The following is a 16911-nucleotide window of genomic DNA, read 5'->3' on the forward strand; positions in this document are numbered from 1 at the left end:
GGCATCGTGCCAGCGCAACGCCATGCGCAGCCGCGCCGGCGAGAACGCCGCGCGGTAGCCCACCTTCTCGAACACCGCGTGCACGGCGCCGTGGCGATCCGCGCGCGGCAGGTGGAAGGCCACCATCAGCGGCCGCACCGGGCGTTGCAGGGTCTGCGCGAGCGGCTCGCGCCGGCCATCGGCCAGTTCGGCTTCGGCATCGAGGGCGAGCAGCACCGGGGCGGCGTCGCCCATCCCCCAGCCGATATTGCCGCCGAGCGTGCCGAGATGCCGCACGCCGAGCGCGCCAAGCTGGGCGATGGCCTCCGCCAGCAGCGGCGCGTGGGTGCCCACCAGCGGGTGCCGCCGCACCGCTTCGAGCCGCGCGCCGGCGCCGATGCGCAGGGTGCCCGCTTCCAGCGTGATCGGCCAGGTCTCGGGCCAGTGCTGGATATTGATATAGCAGACGTCGCGCGGCGCCAGCCGGGGCTCGTCCCATTCCTGCTGGATCAGCGTGCCGCCGGCGATGAAGCGCGCCCGGGGGCCAAGCTGGTCGGCCAGTGCCTGGGCGGCTTGTGGCGAGGCGGGCGTGACGAGTTCCATGACGATTGGCGGCCGGCGATGGGCAGACTATCGGCCAGCCCAGAAGCGGCGCTGCGCCTCGGCAATCTCGGGCTCCATCTCGGGCACCGGGCCGATCAGGTCCACGGCCTTCTGGCAGTGGTCGAACACATAGCGCGACGGCACGCTCATAGTCGGGTTCTCGGCGTGGCTGCCCGTGCATTGCAGCAGCGCGTGCTCGGTCATGCCGAACACCACCCGGCCGATATTGGCCCAGTAGGCCGTGCCGGCGCACATGCAGCACGGCTCCACCGTGGTGTAGAGCGTGCAGCCCCACAGGTAGTCGGCCGGGAAGTTGGTGGCGGCCACGCGCGCGAGTGTGGATTCGGCGTGGTTCACCGTGTCGATGTTGCACTGCTCGAGCAGCACGGTTTCCTGGTCCGGGCCGACCAGGATGGCGCCGAACGGGTGGTGACCCAGCGTCACGGCGCGCTCGGCCACCTGCTGGGCGCGGCGCAGGTGGCGGCGGATCTGTTCCGGCGTGGGTGGCAGGCCCTGGGCGGGCAGGGTGGTGGGTTCGGACATGGTCAGGGTCTCCGTGAGGGGATGGATCGTCGCTCAGGCCCGGTTGCCCTGGCTCCAGGGGAACAGCCGCTGGTACGCCAGCTGCACCAGCCCGTAGAGCGTGAGGCTGCTGATGACCAGCAGGATCAGCGCGGCAAAGGCGACCGGCACCTTGAACGACGAGGTGGTGAACAGTATGAGGTAGCCCAGCCCCTTCTCGGCGGCGACGAACTCTGCCACCACGGCCCCGACGATAGCCAGCGTGATCGACACCTTCAGCGCCGCGAACACATACGGCACCGCGAACGGCATGCGGATCTGCCAGTACTGGCGCGCGGTGGTGGCGCGCAGCGAGCGCGACAGCTCCACCAGCTCCGCCGGCACCGACGCCAGCCCCAGCGCCGTGGACACCACCAGCGGGAAGAAGGCGATCATCGTCGTGATGACCACGCGCGGCAGCACCCCGGCGCCGAGCGTGACCACGATGATCGGCGCCACGGCCACGATCGGCGTGGACTGGATCACCACCAGCCACGGCATGACGATGCGCGACAGCAGTGGCGAGCGCGTGATGGCCACGGCCAGCGGCAGCGCCAGGCAGATCGCCACGACATAGCCGGCCAGCGCCGCCTCCAGCGTGGCGGCCAGATGCTCGAACCAGCGCGCCGCGCCGAGTTCGGTGGCGGCCCGCGCGATCACGCTGGGCGCCGGGAGGATGTACTCGGGCACGTGCAGCAGGCGGCAGCCCGCCTCCCAGAGGATCAGCACGAGCACGAAGACGCACAGGCTGGCGTGGCGGTTCAGGAACGCTGTCATGGCGGGGGCGGGTTTAGGAAACCAGTTACTGGGGCTTGTGGCTGAAGACCTGCACGCGGATGTCGTTGGCCATCCGCGTGAAGACCGGGTCGGCCAGCGTGGCGAGGTTGCGCGGGCGCGGCAGCGGCACGTCGATGATGTCTGCCACGCGCCCGGGGCGCGCGCTCATGACCACGATGCGGTCCGAGAGCAGCAGTGCCTCCTGGATCGAATGGGTGACGAAGACCACCGTCTTGGGCCGCTCGTTCCAGATCCGCAGCAGCTCGAAGCTCATTTCGTCGCGCGTGAGGGCGTCCAGCGCCGAGAACGGCTCGTCCATCAGCAGGATGTCGGGGTCGTGCAGCAGCGAGCGGGCAATCGACACGCGCTGCTGCATGCCGCCGGAGAGCTCGTCCGGCCGCTTGTGGCCGAAGTCGCCCAGGCCGATCATCGCCAGCAGCTCGCGCGCCCGGGCCTGGTCGCGCGCATCCACGCGGCCGTACTTGTGGCGCATCGGGAAGGTGATGTTGTCCAGCACGCTGAGCCACGGCAGCAGCGTCGGCTTCTGGAACACGATGCCGATCTCGTCGCGCGGCTCGGTGACCGGCATGCCGAAGATCGACACCTCGCCGCTGCTTGGCCGCAGCAGCCCCGCAATCAGCCGCAGGATGGTGGACTTGCCGCACCCGGACGGCCCGATCAGCGAGACGAACTCGTGCCGGCGCAGGTGCAGGTCCACCCCTTGCAGCGCCGTGACGGGACTGCCATCGCTGGAGACAAAGGTTTGCGTGACCGTGTTCAGGTCGATGACAGTTTGCATGGGCCTCGGCGGTTGCCTTTACTGGGTCAGGAAGCGGCGGTCGACCAGGGTCTCGGGGTCTACCTTGGCCGGCGCGTACTGCATCGACTGCGCCACCCAGCCCCAGGTGGCGGCGAGCAGCTTGGGGTTGAACCTGCCGACGCCATCGCGCTTGCTGATGTCGTTGCGCAGCAGCGGGATCGACGATTCGAACTCGGCCTTGACCACGGCCACGTCCGCCTCGGGCACGGCTGCCTTGAGCGCCTCCGCCGCCTGCTGCGGGTGCTGGATCGAATAGTCGAGCGACTTGCTCAGCGCGCGCAGGTAGCGCTTGAGCACGTCCGGGCGCTCGGCGATGGTCTTGTCGCTGGCCAGCACGGACCAGCCGTAGCCGTCGAGGCCGAAGCGCGTCCACGGCAGCACCGACAGTTCCTGGTTGGCCTGCTTGAGCACCGCGCCGAAGGCCGGCGCCACGGTCACCCAGTTGATGGTGGCGTCCACGCGGCGCTGGGCCAGCATCGGCGCCAGCGTGGCCGGGTCGGCCTTGATGACCTTGATCCTGGCCGGGTCGATGCCGTTGCGTTGCAGCACCACCGGCCACAGCGCGTTGGAGGACGAGAACGTCGGCATGGCCACGGTCTTGCCTTCCATGTCCTTGAGCGACTGGATCTTGCTGTCCGCGCGCGTGAACAGCGCGTCCGGCTGGTTGGAGTAGAGCGACATCACGGCCTTGACCGGGATCTTGCCCTCGGCGGCGGCCGTCATCAGCGCGGCGATGCCGCCGAAGCCGACATCGGCGGCGCCGGAGGCGATCTTGGTCACGGCGTCGGCGGAGCCACGGCCCGGGAGGATCCTGACCTCCAGCCCTTCCTCCTTGAAGAAGCCCTGCTGTACGCCGGCATAGACGAAGGACTTGTCGCCGCCGGGCAGCCAGTCGAGCTGGACCGTGAGTTTGTCGGCGGCGTGGGCGGCGCCGGCACAGGCCAGCAGCAGCGAAGCGATCAGGGGGCGCAGGGTCATGGTCGAACTCCGGGGAACGGCATTGAGGAAAGGCGGGGCAGCAAGGCGTCGGTCAGGGCCTGGGGGCAGGCCACTTGCGGCACGTGGCCGCAGTCGAGCGAAATCCGGTGGGCGCCCGGCGTGAGCGCCTGCATGTGCCGCTGGAGCGGCAGCGTGACGGAGCGGTCCTGCAGGCATTCGACATAGACACGCGGCACGCGGCCGAAGCGCGCGGCGCTGAGCGTGTTGCGCATGTCGCGGCCTGTGTCGGGCTGGGGGCACAGCCGCGCGGCGGCGGCTTGCGCGGCCTCGGACGGGCAGTCGTGCAGGAAGATCTCGCGCGCGGCGGCGGGCGGCACGCGGCTGGTGGTGCCATCGGCATCCCATGCGAGATGCGGCACGATGCCGGTGTAGTGGAAGCCGGCATCGGCGGCGCGGCATTGGGCGATCACGTCGCCGAAGCTGATGCCGGCGGGCAGCATCATGCCGGCGAGGTAGACCAGCGCGCGCACGCGGTCCGGCAGGGCTTCGGCCACCTGCGAGGCGGTCAGGCCGCCGCCGCTGTGGCCGAGGACGACGGCCGGGGCGTCCAGCGCGGCCAGCCGTGCGCACACGTGGGCGGTGTAGCCGGCGAGGGTGGCATCGGCCCGCCTTTCGGGGCTGCGGTCGTTGCCGGGCAGGTCCACGGCGTGCACCTGCCAGCCGGCGGCTTCGAGCATCGGCTGCCAGGCGGCGAAGGCCCAGCTGCCTTGCCAGGCGCCATGGATCAGGACGATGTGGGGGCGGGGCATCGACATGACCGGCTCAGCCGTAGGTGCGCCGGTAGCAGTCCATCAGATGCTGCTCCACGGTCACGGACGGGTACTTGGCGGTCTCGCCTTCGGCACGGCAGGTCGGCAGGCAGGCCACCTCGTGCAGCGGGTTGCCGGTGAAGAAGAACGGTACCGAATAGCGCTCCCTGCCCGAGCGGTTGATCACCCGGTGCAGCGTGGAGACGTAGCGGTCATTGGTCCAGCGCGCGAACAGGTCACCGATATTGACGACGAAGGCGCCGGGCACGGGCGGGGCATCGATCCAGCTGGCCTGGAGGGCGTCCCAGACCTGTAGGCCGCCGGTCTCGTCCTGGAGCAACAGGGTCACGCCGCCGAAGTCGGTATGTTCGCCGCAACCCTTCTCGCCGGGCTGGGGCTGCGCGGGTTGGGGCGGGTAGTGCAGCAGCCGCAGCGTGGCGGAGGCGTCGTGCAGGTAGCCATCGAAATGGTCCTCGGGGAGGTCCAGCGCCAGCGCCAGCCCGCGCACGACGGTGGCGCCCAGCGCGTACGCCTGCTGGTAATACGCCTCCATCACGTCGCGGAAATCCGGCAGGGTGGCGGGCCACTGGTTCGGGCCGGTATTGAAGCGGCCGGCCAGCACGCGCGGGTCATCGGCGGCAATCTCGGCGCCGATATAGAAGCTCTCTTTCAGGTCGGGCGGCGCGCCGGCTTCCAGCGTCTGGGCGCGCAGCGGCTCATAGCCCCGGTTGCAGGGCGAGAGGCGCTTGTCCACGGCGAGCTTGTCGGCCATGCTCAGGTCGAAGAAGCGCTGGCTGGCCGCGAACACATCGCGTATCAGCACCGGGTCGATGCCGTGGTTCGTCAGGTAGAAGAAGCCGCGATGCGCGCAGGCATCGTGCAGCTGCATGGCCACGGCGCGGCGCGCGGCGGGGTCCGCGCTGCGCAGTCCGGCGATGTCGATCAGGGGCAGGCTAAGCGAGGCGGAGGAGGCGGGGGCGGTGGCAGTCACGGTGAGCGGCGGGCCTCGAAGGCTGGGCGACGGATGCAGCCCAGTCTAGAGACGCCCCCCTGCGCTGGATAGCGCCGATTTTTGCGCGGGGCGATGCCGAAGTTAGAGCACCCCGGCGGGTAGCGCGGCGGGGGACGGGGCGGCTATCCGCTCATGCACTCAAGGCGTGCGCGAACGGCTCCGGGGATGCCTCGCTTTGGCGCGCCGGGGCACGGTCGCGGTGCAGCGCGGCGGGCTTGCGCAGCGCGAGGGCTTCCTCGCGCTCGCGCGCCTCGATGGCCTCGGCGGCAATCCGGATAAAGGCGTCGAGCGCTGGCGGCGGCGTGCGGCCGGCGCGCACGTAGACGCCGAGTTCCGAGCAGATCGGCGCCGGGGTGTCCAAGGGCACGTGCACCAGCCGCCCGTCGCGCAGTTCGCGCTCCAGGCCCAGCCGGCTCTGGAAGAAGATGCCCACGCCACGCTCGACAAGGCCCTTCGCCAGTTCGATCGACGAGGTTTCCAGCAGCACCTGCAAGGCGCGCTTGTGATGGGCGAGCACGGGCTGGAGCAGCGCGTGCATCGACAACTCCGGCCGGGGCAGGATCAGCGGATAGGCCGCGCATTCGGCAAAGTCCACGTGTGGCAGGCCGGCCAGCGGATGGCCGGGCGGCACGATGGCGCCCAGCGCGAAACGCGACACCATGCACTGGCGCAGGCCGTCGTGGCGGCGGATGGAGAAGCCGATGCCAAGGTCCGCCTCGCCATCGATCACGGTCTGGGCGGCCTGTTCGGAGCCGCAGATGCGCACGTCGATCTGGATGGTGGGGTAGCGCCGGTGCATCTGCGTCAGCATGGCGGGCATCAGGTCGGCATTGAGCCCTTCCACGGCCGCCACGCTGAGCGAGCCGCGCCGCACGCCGCGCAGCAGCTCCAGCTCGGTGGCCAGGCGCTGCTCGTCCTGCAGCACGGTAATCACGTGGCGCGAGAACACCTCGCCGGCCGGGGTCAGGCGCAGGCCGGTAGCCATGCGCTCGAACAGCGGGCTGCCGATCTCTTCCTCGAGCTGCAACAGCTGGCGGTTGATGGCCGACGAGGCCACGTGCAGCCGCCGCGCGGCCTCGCGGATGGAGCCGCAGCGGCGGATCATGTCGAAATACTTGATGGCGCGGGCGTGGATGTGCATGCCCGGATCGAGCATGCACCGTGCCAGCACCAGGGGGCGGCGCGCGCGTCCGGTTCGCCCCCCTCCCTCCCGATCAGCGGTCGGCGCGGATCGGGCTGTACTCCACCGGCACCCAGCTGTAGCCGCGCGCATCCTTGCGGATGTGGCCCAGGCCCGGGAACGGCATGTGCGCGCCGGCAATCAGCCAGCCCTTGGCGGCGGCCTGCGCGAAGACGGCCTTGCGCGTCTTGATGGCCTGCTGCTGGTCCGAATCGAACTCGATCGACACCTCGGGGTGCGCCATCTGCACCGAATGGCTGTGGACGATGTCGCCCCAGAGCAGCAGCGTCTGGCCCTTCGACGTCACCAGGTAGGAGCTGTGCCCCGGCGTGTGGCCCGGCGTGCCGAGCACGCTGAAGCCGGGCAGCGGCTGCGCGCCGTCGGCGTAGGTGTGGAGCGCGCCCTTGGCCTTGTAGGGCGCCACGGCGTCCTGGGCCATCTTGAAGAACGGCTTGTTGTCCGCGGGGGCCTGCTGCGCGACGGCCTCGCTCAGCCAGTAATCGGCATCCTTCTGCGAGGCCCAGACCGTGGCATTGGGGAAGACCGCCGTGGTGCCCTGGGTCAGGCCGCAGGCGTGGTCGGGGTGCAGGTGGGTCAGCAGCACCGCGTCCACGTCCTCCGGCTTGTAGCCGGCGGCGCGGATATTGTTGACCAGCCCGCCCATGGTCGGGCCGAAGCACTGCGCCGCGCCGGCATCGACGAGCACGAGCTTGTCCTGCGTATGCACCAGGAAGCCGTTGACGGCGGTCTGCACGCCGTTCTTGTCGACCACGAACATGCGCGCCATCAGCGACTGGAGATCCTTGGCCTGCATGCCCTTGAGGAGCTTGCTGCCGATATCGATATAACCGTCATAGAGCGCGGTCACGACCACGTCGCCAACCTGCTGGCGATAGAAGCCGGGCACCTGCTCCTTGACCTGCGCGGGCGCGGCCGTGGCGGCAAGACTGGCGAACATCAGGCTGGCCAGCGCGGCACGAACCAGCCGGCGTGTGGCCTGGGGGGCAAAGGCGAGGGATTTCATGGGAGACAGATCCTTCCTGGATGGGAGTGGAAGCGAATAGGGCAGGGAAGTTGCCGGAGGCCCATTCTAATGATCTGTCGGAAAATGCGCGCTGAGGGCCACGCGGGGAGAGGAAGGCCAGGATGGAAGGCCGAAGGGCCGCCCAAAGCAAAAAGCCGCAATCCCGTGAAGGACTGCGGCTTTTCTAATAGATGGTGGCGAATCAGGGATTCGAACCCCGGACCTGCGGATTATGATTCCGTCGCTCTAACCGACTGAGCTAATTCGCCAACGAAGACCGCAATTATACCCACGCTTTGGAGCCTGTCAACACCCTCGTGACAGTTTTATGCAAGCTTCCGCAGGACCCCGGGCGGCTGCCCAAAAAAATGGCAGATCCGTGGATCTGCCTGAGAAGGAGTGACCGGCCGTGTACTGCCTTGCGGTGCCGGTCTATCCTGAGCGCGGTTGCGTAGCGCTGAACCTGAACTTGGCTCAGTCGTTGGCGTAGATATCCACGTCCTTGGTTTCGCGGACGAACAGCGCGCCGATCACGAAGGTCATGGCGGCGATGATGATCGGGTACCAGAGGCCGTAGTAGATGTTGCCGTTCTGGGCCACCAGCGCGAACGAGATGGTGGGCAGCAGGCCGCCGAACCAGCCGTTGCCGATGTGATATGGCAGCGACATCGACGAGTAGCGGATCCGCGTCGGGAACATCTCCACCAGCATCGCCGCGATCGGGCCGTACACCATTGTCACGTAGATCACCAGGATGACCAGGATCACCAGCACCATGATCGTGTTCATCTGGGCCGGGTCGGCCTTGGTCGGGTAGCCATGGGAGGCCATCGAGCCGGACACTTCCTTCTTGAACGCGGCGATCTTCGCCTTGCTCTCGTCGTCGAAGGCGCCCTTCACGACCGTGGCGTCGAACGCCTTGATCTCCTTGTCGCCGATCTTCACCGAGGCAGGCGTGCCGGCCGGGGCGTTGACCACCTCATAGCTGGCCGATGCCTGGGCCAGCGTGCGCTTGACGATGTCGCAGGAGCTGCGGAAGTCGATCTCGCGGGCGATCGGGCTGCCCTGGAACGAGCAGCTCTTCGGGTCGGCCGTGACCACGATCTGCGCGGACTGCTGGGCGCGCTCCAGCGCCGGGTTGGCGTAGTGCGTCAGCGCCTTGAACAGCGGGAAGTAGGTCAGCACGGCGATGGCGCAGCCGAGCATGATGATCCACTTGCGGCCGATCTTGTCCGACAGCGCGCCGAAGAAGATGAAGAACGGCGTGCCGATCACCAGTGCGCCGGCGATCAGCAGGTTGGCCGTCTTGGCGTCCACCTTCAGCACCTGCGTGAGGAAGAACAGCGCGTAGAACTGGCCCGTGTACCAGACCACAGCCTGGCCGGCGGTCAGGCCGATCAGCGCCAGGATCACGATCTTCAGGTTGCGCCACTGGCCGAAGGCCTCGGTCAGCGGGGCCTTGGAGGTCTTGCCCTCGGCCTTCATCTTCTGGAAGGCCGGCGATTCGCTCATCGACAGCCGGATGTAGACCGACGTGGCGAGCAGCAGGATCGAGAGCAGGAACGGGATACGCCAGCCCCAGGTGTCGAAGTTCGGGCCGGTCAGCTCGCGCGTCAGCAGGATCACGATCAGCGACAGGAACAGGCCCATCGTCGCAGTGGTCTGGATCCAGGCCGTGTACGCGCCACGCTTGCCGTGCGGGGCGTGCTCCGCCACGTAGGTGGCCGCGCCGCCGTACTCGCCGCCGAGCGCCAGGCCCTGCAGCATGCGCAGCGCGATCAGGATGATCGGGGCCGCCCAGCCGATGGTGGCGTAGCTGGGCAGCAGGCCCACCAGGAAGGTGGAGAAGCCCATGATCAGGATGGTGACCAGGAACGTGTACTTGCGGCCGATCATGTCGCCCAGGCGACCGAACACCAGCGCGCCGAACGGGCGCACCAGGAAGCCCGCCGCAAAGGCCAGCAGCGCGAAGATGAACGCCGAGGTGGGGTCCAGGCCCGCGAAGAACTGCTTGGCGATGACCGCCGCCAGCGAGCCGTACAGGTAGAAGTCGTACCACTCGAATACCGTGCCAAGCGACGAGGCCACGATGACCTTCCGCTCCTCGCGTGTCATTGGCGTGTTTTGTGCACTGCCCCCCGGCATTGCCACGTTTTGCGCGTTTGCCATTATTGTCTCCTCCGTCTCATCGAAAGGTTCCCCGTTGTCAGCGGCCACGCGTGTGCGGACCTCTGCATCGAAGTTGAGGAGGATTGTGGGAGGTGAAACTTACTGCGTTCTGACAGAAATGACGGGAATGGTGCCTAAATCGTCGGGGTATACGCTAGCGGGTGGCGTGGCTTGCGCGCCACCCCGTTTGCTGCACTGCGGCCCGGCGGAGCGCCGGGCGCGCCACGCAGCAGGTTACGCGGGCTTCTTGCTATGCAGCATCGGCCCCTGCAGAGCGTTGAGGGGTGGGCGGCGCGTTCCGTGGAGCGGCATCGGCATCGGCGCCGGCATCGGCGCCGGCTGTCGCGGCAGGGTGGCCGTCAGGCTCGAACTCATGGTCGGCGCGGTTCATGCGCCAGGCGTAGAGCGCGGCCATTCCCACGTAGACGATCAGCGCGCCCTGGGCGCCCATCCAGAACGAGAAGGGCCAGCCGAAGAAGTCGAAGCGCAGTTCCCGCGCGTACCAGCTCACCACGAACGACACCACGAACCAGACCACCAGCAGCGCGGCGATCCAGCGCCGGTTGTGCCGCCACGCGCGCCGCTCCTGCGGCGTCATGCGGTCGCGCGGGGTACGCCTCATGCCGCCTCCCCGGCGCCGGCGCCGGCGCGGCGCAGCGTCACGCGCAGCCGCGTGCCGGCCAGGCGGGGTGACGTCTGGTAGACGTGGTCGTCGATGGCCACCTCGCCGCCATGCTGCTGCACGATCTCGCGCACGATGGCGAGGCCCAGCCCGCTGCCCTCGGTATTGGTGCCCAGCACGCGGTAGAAGCGCTCCATCACCCGTTCGCGCTCGGCCGGGGCGATGCCGGGGCCGGTGTCCTCCACATCGAGATAGGCGAACGGCTCGAACGGATCGGCCGCCACGCGCACCGTGGCATGGCCGCCGGACGGCGTGTAGCGGATGGCATTGTCCAGCAGGTTGTTGAGCATCTCGGTCAGCATCAGGCGATTGCCGGTGATGGTCACCGGGTGGTCATCGGCTTCCAGCCCGAGGTCGATGCGGCGCGCCCAGGCCTGCGGCAGCCAGTCCTTGACCACCTCGCGCGCCAGCGCGGTGAGGTCCAGCGGCGCCATCCCGCCTGCGCCGGCCAGGTTCTCCATGCGCGCCAGCGAGAGCAGCTGCGTCACCAGGTGCGCGGTGCGCTCGGAACTGCCGGCGATCTGCGCCAGCGAACGGCGCAGCTCCTCGGGCGACTGCTCGCGCTGCGCCAGCTCGGCCTGCATGCGCAGCCCGGCCAGCGGCGTCTTCATCTGGTGCGCGGCATCGGCGATGAAGCGCTTCTGCGTCTGCACGGACAGGTCCAGCCGCGCCAGCAGGTCATTGAACGACGCCACCAGCGGCGTGATTTCCTGCGGCGCGGCGGTCTCGTCGATGGGGCTGGTATCGCCCGGGTTGCGCGCCCGGATGCGCTGCTGGATCGCCGTCAGCGGCGCCAGCCCGCGCGTGAGGCCGAACCAGACCAGCACCACGGCCAGCGGCAGGATCACGAACTGCGGCAGGATCACGCCCTTGATGATCTCGTTGGCCAGCCGCGCGCGCTTGTCCAGCGTCTCGGCCACCTGCACCAGCACCGGCTGGGAGCCGGCGCTCTTCAGGTCCACATAGGTATAGGCCACGCGCACGTCGTTGCCGGCCACGCGGTCGTCGCGCAGGGACACCAGCCCGGCATGGCCCTGGTCGTCCTCGGACGGCAGCGGCAGGTCGTGGTCGCCGGCCACGTACTCGCCGCGCTTGCCCACCACCTGGTAATAGATATTGTCGGTCTCGTCGGCACGCAGGATCTCGCGCGCGGAGAGCGGCAGCTGCAGCGTCACGCGCCCGTTCACTTCGCGCACCTGCTGGGAGAGCACGATGGCGCTGGCCTCCAGCGCGCGGTCGAACGGGCCGTTGGCGATGGACTTGGCGACGAGGTAGGTGACCGCGATGCTCATCGGCCAGAGCAGCAGCAGCGGGGCGAGCATCCAGTCGAGGATTTCGCCGAACAGCGAGCGCGGCGAGGGATGGGCGGACGATTCCTCCAGGTGCGGCAGGGCGTCCGCCAGCGCGGCGTCCTCGGCGGCGGCATCGGCCAGGGTCGGCAGAGGCGGTGGCGGTGGCGGGTCCGGAAGGGCAGGCGGGCGGCCCCAGGGCAGTTTCAGCAGGCGCATGCCGCCACCGGATCAGCCATGCACCGCCGCCACCGGCAGGAACTTCTCCAGGCAGTAACCCAGGCCGCGCACCGTGGCGATGCGGATGCCGCCCACTTCAATCTTCTTGCGCAGCCGGTGCACGTAGACCTCGATGGCGTTGTTGCTGACTTCCTCGCCCCACTCGCAGAGGTGGTCCACCAGCTGTTCCTTGGAGACCAGCCGCCCGCAGCGCGTGAGCAGGATCTCCAGCAGGCCGATCTCGCGCGCGGACAGGTCCAGCATCTGCTCGTTCAGATAGGCGATGCGGCCGACCTGGTCGAAGGCCAGCGGCCCGTGGCGCATCAGCGTGGCGCCGCCGCCCGCGCCACGCCGCACCAGCGCGCGCACGCGTGCCTCCAGCTCGGACAGCGCGAAGGGCTTGGCCATGTAGTCGTCGGCGCCCAGGTCCAGGCCCTTGACCCGCTCGTCCACGCCGTCGGCGGCGGTCAGGATCAGCACCGGCAGCATCGCGCCACGCGTGCGCAGGCGCTTGAGCACCTCCAGGCCGGGCATGCGAGGCAGGCCGAGATCCAGGATCAGCAGGTCGAAGTGCTGGGTGGACAGGGCCGAATCGGCTTCCACGCCGTTGGCAACGTGGTCAACGGCGTAGCCGGAATGCCGCAGCGAGCGCGTAAGCCCGTCTGCCAGCACGTCGTCATCTTCCGCAATCAGAATGCGCATGGTTGTCTCCACCCTGTTGCCAGCATCGCACGCCACGCGGTTGCGGAACCGGTGGGGCTTGCCAAGCATACTGTTTTTTTATACAGTACCCGACATTCCGCAGGCTGCCTTGTGGGCAGCCGGGTCGGGTCGCACGCCAGATCACTTTTCAGGCCGATTTCCGTCGGAAATCGCTTAAAAATCAGGCGTCGCGCCGCATGCGGCCTATTTATACACCATTGACTGAAGGACGACCATGGACGACAAGAAGGCCGGCGCCGGCGTGAGCGCTGAGAAGCAGAAGGCGCTTGCCGCCGCGCTCTCCCAGATCGAGAAGCAGTTCGGCAAGGGCTCGATCATGCGTCTGGGCGATGGCGAGATCGAAAAGGACATCGAGGTGGTGTCCACCGGCTCGCTGGGGCTCGATATCGCGCTGGGCGTCGGCGGCCTGCCGCGCGGCCGCGTGGTGGAGATCTATGGTCCGGAATCGTCGGGCAAGACCACGCTGACGCTGCAGGTAGTGGCCGAGATGCAGAAGCTGGGCGGCACCTGCGCCTTTATCGACGCGGAACACGCGCTGGACGTGAACTACGCCGGCAAGCTGGGCGTGAACGTGGGCGACCTGCTGATCTCGCAGCCGGACACCGGCGAGCAGGCCCTGGAAATTACCGACGCGCTGGTGCGCTCGGGCTCGATCGACCTGATCGTGATCGACTCGGTGGCCGCGCTGGTGCCGAAGGCCGAAATCGAGGGCGAGATGGGCGATTCGCTGCCCGGCCTGCAGGCCCGCCTGATGAGCCAGGCGCTGCGCAAGCTGACCGGCACCATCAAGCGCACCAACTGCCTGGTGATCTTCATCAACCAGATCCGCATGAAGATCGGTGTGATGTTTGGTTCACCTGAAACGACTACCGGCGGCAACGCGCTGAAGTTCTACGCCTCGGTGCGCCTGGACATCCGCCGCATCGGCTCGATCAAGAAGGGCGACGACGTCATCGGCAACGAGACCAAGGTCAAGGTGGTGAAGAACAAGGTGTCGCCGCCGTTCCGCGAGGCGTTCTTCGACATCCTCTACGGCCAGGGCATTTCCCGGCAGGGCGAGATCATCGACCTTGGCGTGGATGCCAAGATCGTCGAGAAGTCGGGCGCGTGGTACAGCTACAACGGCGAAAAGATCGGCCAGGGCAAGGACAACGCGCGCGAATACCTGCGCGAGAACCCTGACATCGCCGCTGAGATCGAGAACAAGGTCCGTGCGGCGCTGGGCGTGGTGGCAATGAACGCCGCGGCCGTGGCCGCACCGGCCGAAATCGAAGGCTGAGGCGGGTCTTTCTCCGCTCCTCGGAAGCCGTCGCAGATCGTGCGGCGGCTTTTTTTATTGGGACTCCATTGTCGATGACCCCCTGATGGCTGGCTTCCGCCCCCCGCTCTCGCTGAAGGCACGCGCCGTCGGCTACCTGTCGCGCCGCGAGCACAGCCGCGCCGAACTGCGGCGCAAGCTGGCGCCGCACGCCGAGACGCCCGAGGAAGTGGACACCCTGCTCGACGCGCTTGAGCGCGAGAACTGGCTGTCGAACGACCGGTTCGTCGATAGCCTGGTCCATCGCCGCGCCAGCCGCTATGGCGCCGCCCGGGTGATGCAGGAGGCCAAGACCCATCAGCTTGGCAACGAACAACTGCACGATCTTCAGGACCGACTGCGGGAAACCGAGGTCGAGCGGGCCCGGGAGGTCTGGCGCAAGCGCTTCGGCACAGCCCCGGATTCCCCGGAGGCGCGGGCCAAGCAGATCCGCTTCATGGTCGCGCGCGGCTTCTCGCGCGCCGTGGTCGGCAAGATCATCCGCGGCGCGGAAGATGACGAATGAGGTGACGATTGCGCCGCGTAGACCACTGTATACCTGCGTGCGCAACAGGGATTTTGTGATCCGGCGCCGGGCGTTGTGGCGCCGCACCACTGGCCGTGCCGCCGGGCACGATGGCGGCCCGCCAGCCCTTGTCGCGCCGTGGTTCGGCGTTGTTACCGGCGCAACAATTCGCCCCCGACATTCCATATCGCAGGATGTTCCCGGGCAAAGCGGCGCGGCATGTTAAACTCTCCCGGTTTTCCGGCCTTGGCGGCCGTGCGGCTGTCGGCCGTCCCGCCCCGGCCGTGACGTTTGCCCCCGGTCACAGCCTCAACATCCCGCGTCAGCCCCAGCTGTCATGCCACTTTCCCCGCCTGCCAACCGCACCTTGCGTCATCGCCGTGCCATCACGGCGGAAGCGTATGCGCGGGAAGACGGCCTGTGGGACATCGAGGCACGCCTCACCGACACCAAGCCACGTGACATCGAACTCGCCGGCGGCGGCATCCGCCCCAACGGCCAGCCGCTGCACGACCTCTGGCTGCGCGTGACGATCGACCTCCGCATGAACGTGGTGGACGCCGAGGCCTGCTCCGACTGGGTGCCGTATCCGACACATTGCGACACCATTGGCCCGGCCTACCGGAAACTGATCGGCCTGAACCTGATGAAGGGTTTCCGCAAGGCGGTGCGCGAGCGGCTGTCCGGCGTGGCCGGCTGCACCCACCTGACCGAGCTGGCCGGCGTGCTGCCGACTGCCGCCATCCAGGCCTTTGCCGGCGATGTCTTCAATGTGCGCGACGGCGCCACTGTCAACGATCCGAATCCCGAACCGCCTTACCAGCTCCATGGATGCCACGCGCTCCATTTCGAGGGCGAGGTGGTGCGCCAGTTTTACCCGCGCTGGTATGGCTACCAGCCGGCACCGAAGGCCGGCGCTGCGGCGTCATCGTCCCAGACCGCGTCACGCGCCGATGCTCCGGCATCGGGCGGCGACACCCTGGCCCACCGGCCCAACGGAACCTCGGGCTGACCGTCACGGTCCGCCCACAGGAACAGCGAGAGACGAATCGTCTCCCCATTTTTTCCCATCCCTTTACGCCTACCCGAAAGGAAACACGCATGAATATCCATGAGTATCAAGGCAAGGAAATCCTGCGCAAATACAATGTGCCGGTTCCGCGCGGCATCCCGGCTTTCTCGGTTGAAGAAGCCCTGAAGGCGGCTGAGCAGCTCGGCGGTCCGGTGTGGGTCGTCAAGGCACAGATCCACGCAGGCGGCCGCGGCAAGGGCGGCGGCGTGAAGGTGGCCAAGAGCATCGAGGACGTCAAGACCTACGCCACCAACATCCTGGGCATGCAACTGGTGACGCACCAGACCGGTCCGGAAGGCAAGAAGGTCAACCGCCTGCTGATCGAAGAAGGCGCTGACATCAAGAAGGAACTGTACGTGTCGCTGGTGGTGGACCGTGTCTCGCAAAAGGTGGCCCTGATGGCCTCCAGCGAAGGCGGCATGGACATCGAGGAAGTGGCCGCGCACAGCCCGGAAAAGATCCACACGCTGATCGTGGACCCGGCCGTGGGCCTGCAGGACGCCGAAGCCGACGACATCGCCCGCAAGATCGGCGTGCCGGATGCCAGCCTGCCGCAAGCGCGCCAGGCCCTGCAAGGCCTGTACAAGGCGTTCTGGGAAACCGACGCTTCGCTGGCCGAAATCAACCCGCTGATCCTGACCGGCGACGGCAAGGTGATCGCCCTGGACGCGAAGTTCAACTTCGACTCCAACGCGATGTTCCGTCACCCGGAAATCGTGGCCTACCGTGACCTGGACGAAGAAGACGCCAACGAAATCGAGGCCTCGAAGTTCGACCTGGCCTACATCTCGCTGGACGGCAACATCGGCTGCCTGGTGAACGGCGCCGGCCTGGCCATGGCCACCATGGACACCATCAAGCTGTTCGGCGGCGAGCCGGCCAACTTCCTGGACGTGGGCGGCGGTGCCACCACCGAGAAGGTGACCGAAGCCTTCAAGCTGATGCTGAGCAACCCGAACGTGGAGGCCATCCTGGTCAACATCTTCGGCGGCATCATGCGCTGCGACGTGATCGCCGAAGGCGTGATCTCGGCCTCGAAGGCCGTGCAGCTGGGCGTGCCGCTGGTCGTCCGCATGAAGGGCACCAACGAAGACCTGGGCAAGAAGATGCTGGCCGAGTCGGGCCTGCCGATCATCTCGGCGGACACGATGGAAGAAGCCGCCCAGAAGGTTGTGGCCGCTGCCGCCGGCAAGTAAGCCGAAGCCGATACGCCAACAAATGCAAGCGCGC

At 67.9% G+C, this 16911-nt stretch carries 17 protein-coding genes and 1 tRNA gene; 4 read left to right on the forward strand and 14 right to left on the reverse strand.

The features are described from left to right. From KHO18_RS17180 to KHO18_RS17245, 14 genes are all read right to left on the reverse strand, one after another. A partial coding sequence (locus KHO18_RS17180) for an FAD binding domain-containing protein (protein WP_211943615.1) occupies nucleotides 1-582 on the reverse strand: 582 nt, incomplete at its 3' end. A gap of 27 nt (nucleotides 583-609) precedes the next feature. Then, the gene (locus tag KHO18_RS17185) at nucleotides 610-1125 is read right to left on the reverse strand and encodes a nucleoside deaminase (RefSeq protein ID WP_144197261.1); all 516 of its coding nucleotides are present in this window, start codon (nucleotides 1123-1125) and stop codon (nucleotides 610-612) included. 33 nt (nucleotides 1126-1158) lie between these two features. Further along, a complete protein-coding gene (locus tag KHO18_RS17190; RefSeq protein ID WP_144197262.1) occupies nucleotides 1159-1920 on the reverse strand; it encodes an ABC transporter permease in 762 nt (253 codons plus the stop codon). Between the two features lie 25 nt (nucleotides 1921-1945). Next, the gene (locus KHO18_RS17195) at nucleotides 1946-2719 is read right to left on the reverse strand and encodes an ABC transporter ATP-binding protein (protein WP_144197263.1); all 774 of its coding nucleotides are present in this window, start codon (nucleotides 2717-2719) and stop codon (nucleotides 1946-1948) included. A gap of 18 nt (nucleotides 2720-2737) precedes the next feature. After that, complete coding sequence (locus KHO18_RS17200; RefSeq protein WP_211943616.1) at nucleotides 2738-3718, reverse strand: ABC transporter substrate-binding protein; 981 nt, start codon at nucleotides 3716-3718, stop codon at nucleotides 2738-2740. Continuing rightward, the gene (locus KHO18_RS17205; protein ID WP_144197265.1) at nucleotides 3715-4494 is read right to left on the reverse strand and encodes an alpha/beta fold hydrolase; all 780 of its coding nucleotides are present in this window, start codon (nucleotides 4492-4494) and stop codon (nucleotides 3715-3717) included. Before KHO18_RS17205 ends, KHO18_RS17200 begins: the two co-directional genes overlap by 4 nt. A 7-nt stretch (nucleotides 4495-4501) precedes the next feature. Then, on the reverse strand, nucleotides 4502-5479 hold the full coding sequence (locus KHO18_RS17210) for an isopenicillin N synthase family dioxygenase (RefSeq protein ID WP_244844878.1): 978 nt from the start codon (nucleotides 5477-5479) through the stop codon (nucleotides 4502-4504). A gap of 151 nt (nucleotides 5480-5630) precedes the next feature. Next, on the reverse strand, nucleotides 5631-6641 hold the full coding sequence (locus tag KHO18_RS17215; protein WP_211943617.1) for a LysR family transcriptional regulator: 1011 nt from the start codon (nucleotides 6639-6641) through the stop codon (nucleotides 5631-5633). Nucleotides 6642-6714: 73 nt separating this feature from the next. Then, nucleotides 6715-7704 carry an MBL fold metallo-hydrolase gene (locus KHO18_RS17220; RefSeq protein WP_144197267.1) on the reverse strand — a complete coding sequence of 330 codons (990 nt, stop codon included), beginning with the start codon at nucleotides 7702-7704 and terminating at the stop codon, nucleotides 6715-6717. A 192-nt stretch (nucleotides 7705-7896) separates the two neighbouring features. After that, nucleotides 7897-7973, reverse strand: a tRNA-Met gene (locus KHO18_RS17225). A 205-nt stretch (nucleotides 7974-8178) separates the two neighbouring features. Beyond that, nucleotides 8179-9873, reverse strand: coding sequence for an MFS transporter (locus tag KHO18_RS17230; protein ID WP_144197268.1), 1695 nt, complete (start codon nucleotides 9871-9873; stop codon nucleotides 8179-8181). 250 nt (nucleotides 9874-10123) lie between these two features. Continuing rightward, a complete protein-coding gene (locus KHO18_RS17235) occupies nucleotides 10124-10495 on the reverse strand; it encodes a DUF4212 domain-containing protein (RefSeq protein ID WP_211943618.1) in 372 nt (123 codons plus the stop codon). Then, on the reverse strand, nucleotides 10492-12063 hold the full coding sequence (locus KHO18_RS17240) for a sensor histidine kinase (protein WP_211943619.1): 1572 nt from the start codon (nucleotides 12061-12063) through the stop codon (nucleotides 10492-10494). Before KHO18_RS17240 ends, KHO18_RS17235 begins: the two co-directional genes overlap by 4 nt. A gap of 12 nt (nucleotides 12064-12075) precedes the next feature. Further along, nucleotides 12076-12765, reverse strand: coding sequence for a response regulator (locus KHO18_RS17245; RefSeq protein WP_144197271.1), 690 nt, complete (start codon nucleotides 12763-12765; stop codon nucleotides 12076-12078). Between the two features lie 235 nt (nucleotides 12766-13000). On the opposite strand from KHO18_RS17245, the gene recA reads away from it, so the two are divergent. The 4 genes from recA to sucC all read left to right on the forward strand — a co-directional run bounded on the left by recA (nucleotide 13001) and on the right by sucC (nucleotide 16877). Beyond that, nucleotides 13001-14065, forward strand: a complete 1065-nt coding sequence (gene recA / locus KHO18_RS17250) for a recombinase RecA (RefSeq protein WP_144197272.1) — start codon at nucleotides 13001-13003, stop codon at nucleotides 14063-14065. Between the two features lie 85 nt (nucleotides 14066-14150). Further along, nucleotides 14151-14609 (forward strand): recombination regulator RecX, encoded by a 459-nt coding sequence (recX, locus tag KHO18_RS17255; RefSeq protein ID WP_144197273.1) that lies wholly within the window; start codon nucleotides 14151-14153, stop codon nucleotides 14607-14609. Nucleotides 14610-14946: 337 nt separating this feature from the next. Further along, on the forward strand, nucleotides 14947-15621 hold the full coding sequence (locus KHO18_RS17260) for a DUF2889 domain-containing protein (RefSeq protein WP_144197274.1): 675 nt from the start codon (nucleotides 14947-14949) through the stop codon (nucleotides 15619-15621). Nucleotides 15622-15710: 89 nt separating this feature from the next. Continuing rightward, entirely contained in the window at nucleotides 15711-16877 is a 1167-nt protein-coding gene (gene sucC, locus KHO18_RS17265) for an ADP-forming succinate--CoA ligase subunit beta (protein WP_144197275.1), read from the forward strand. The last annotated feature ends 34 nt before the right edge of the window (nucleotides 16878-16911 follow it).

Origin of the sequence: Cupriavidus campinensis (assembly GCF_905397395.1) — a bacterium.
Lineage (GTDB): Bacteria > Pseudomonadota > Gammaproteobacteria > Burkholderiales > Burkholderiaceae > Cupriavidus > Cupriavidus campinensis.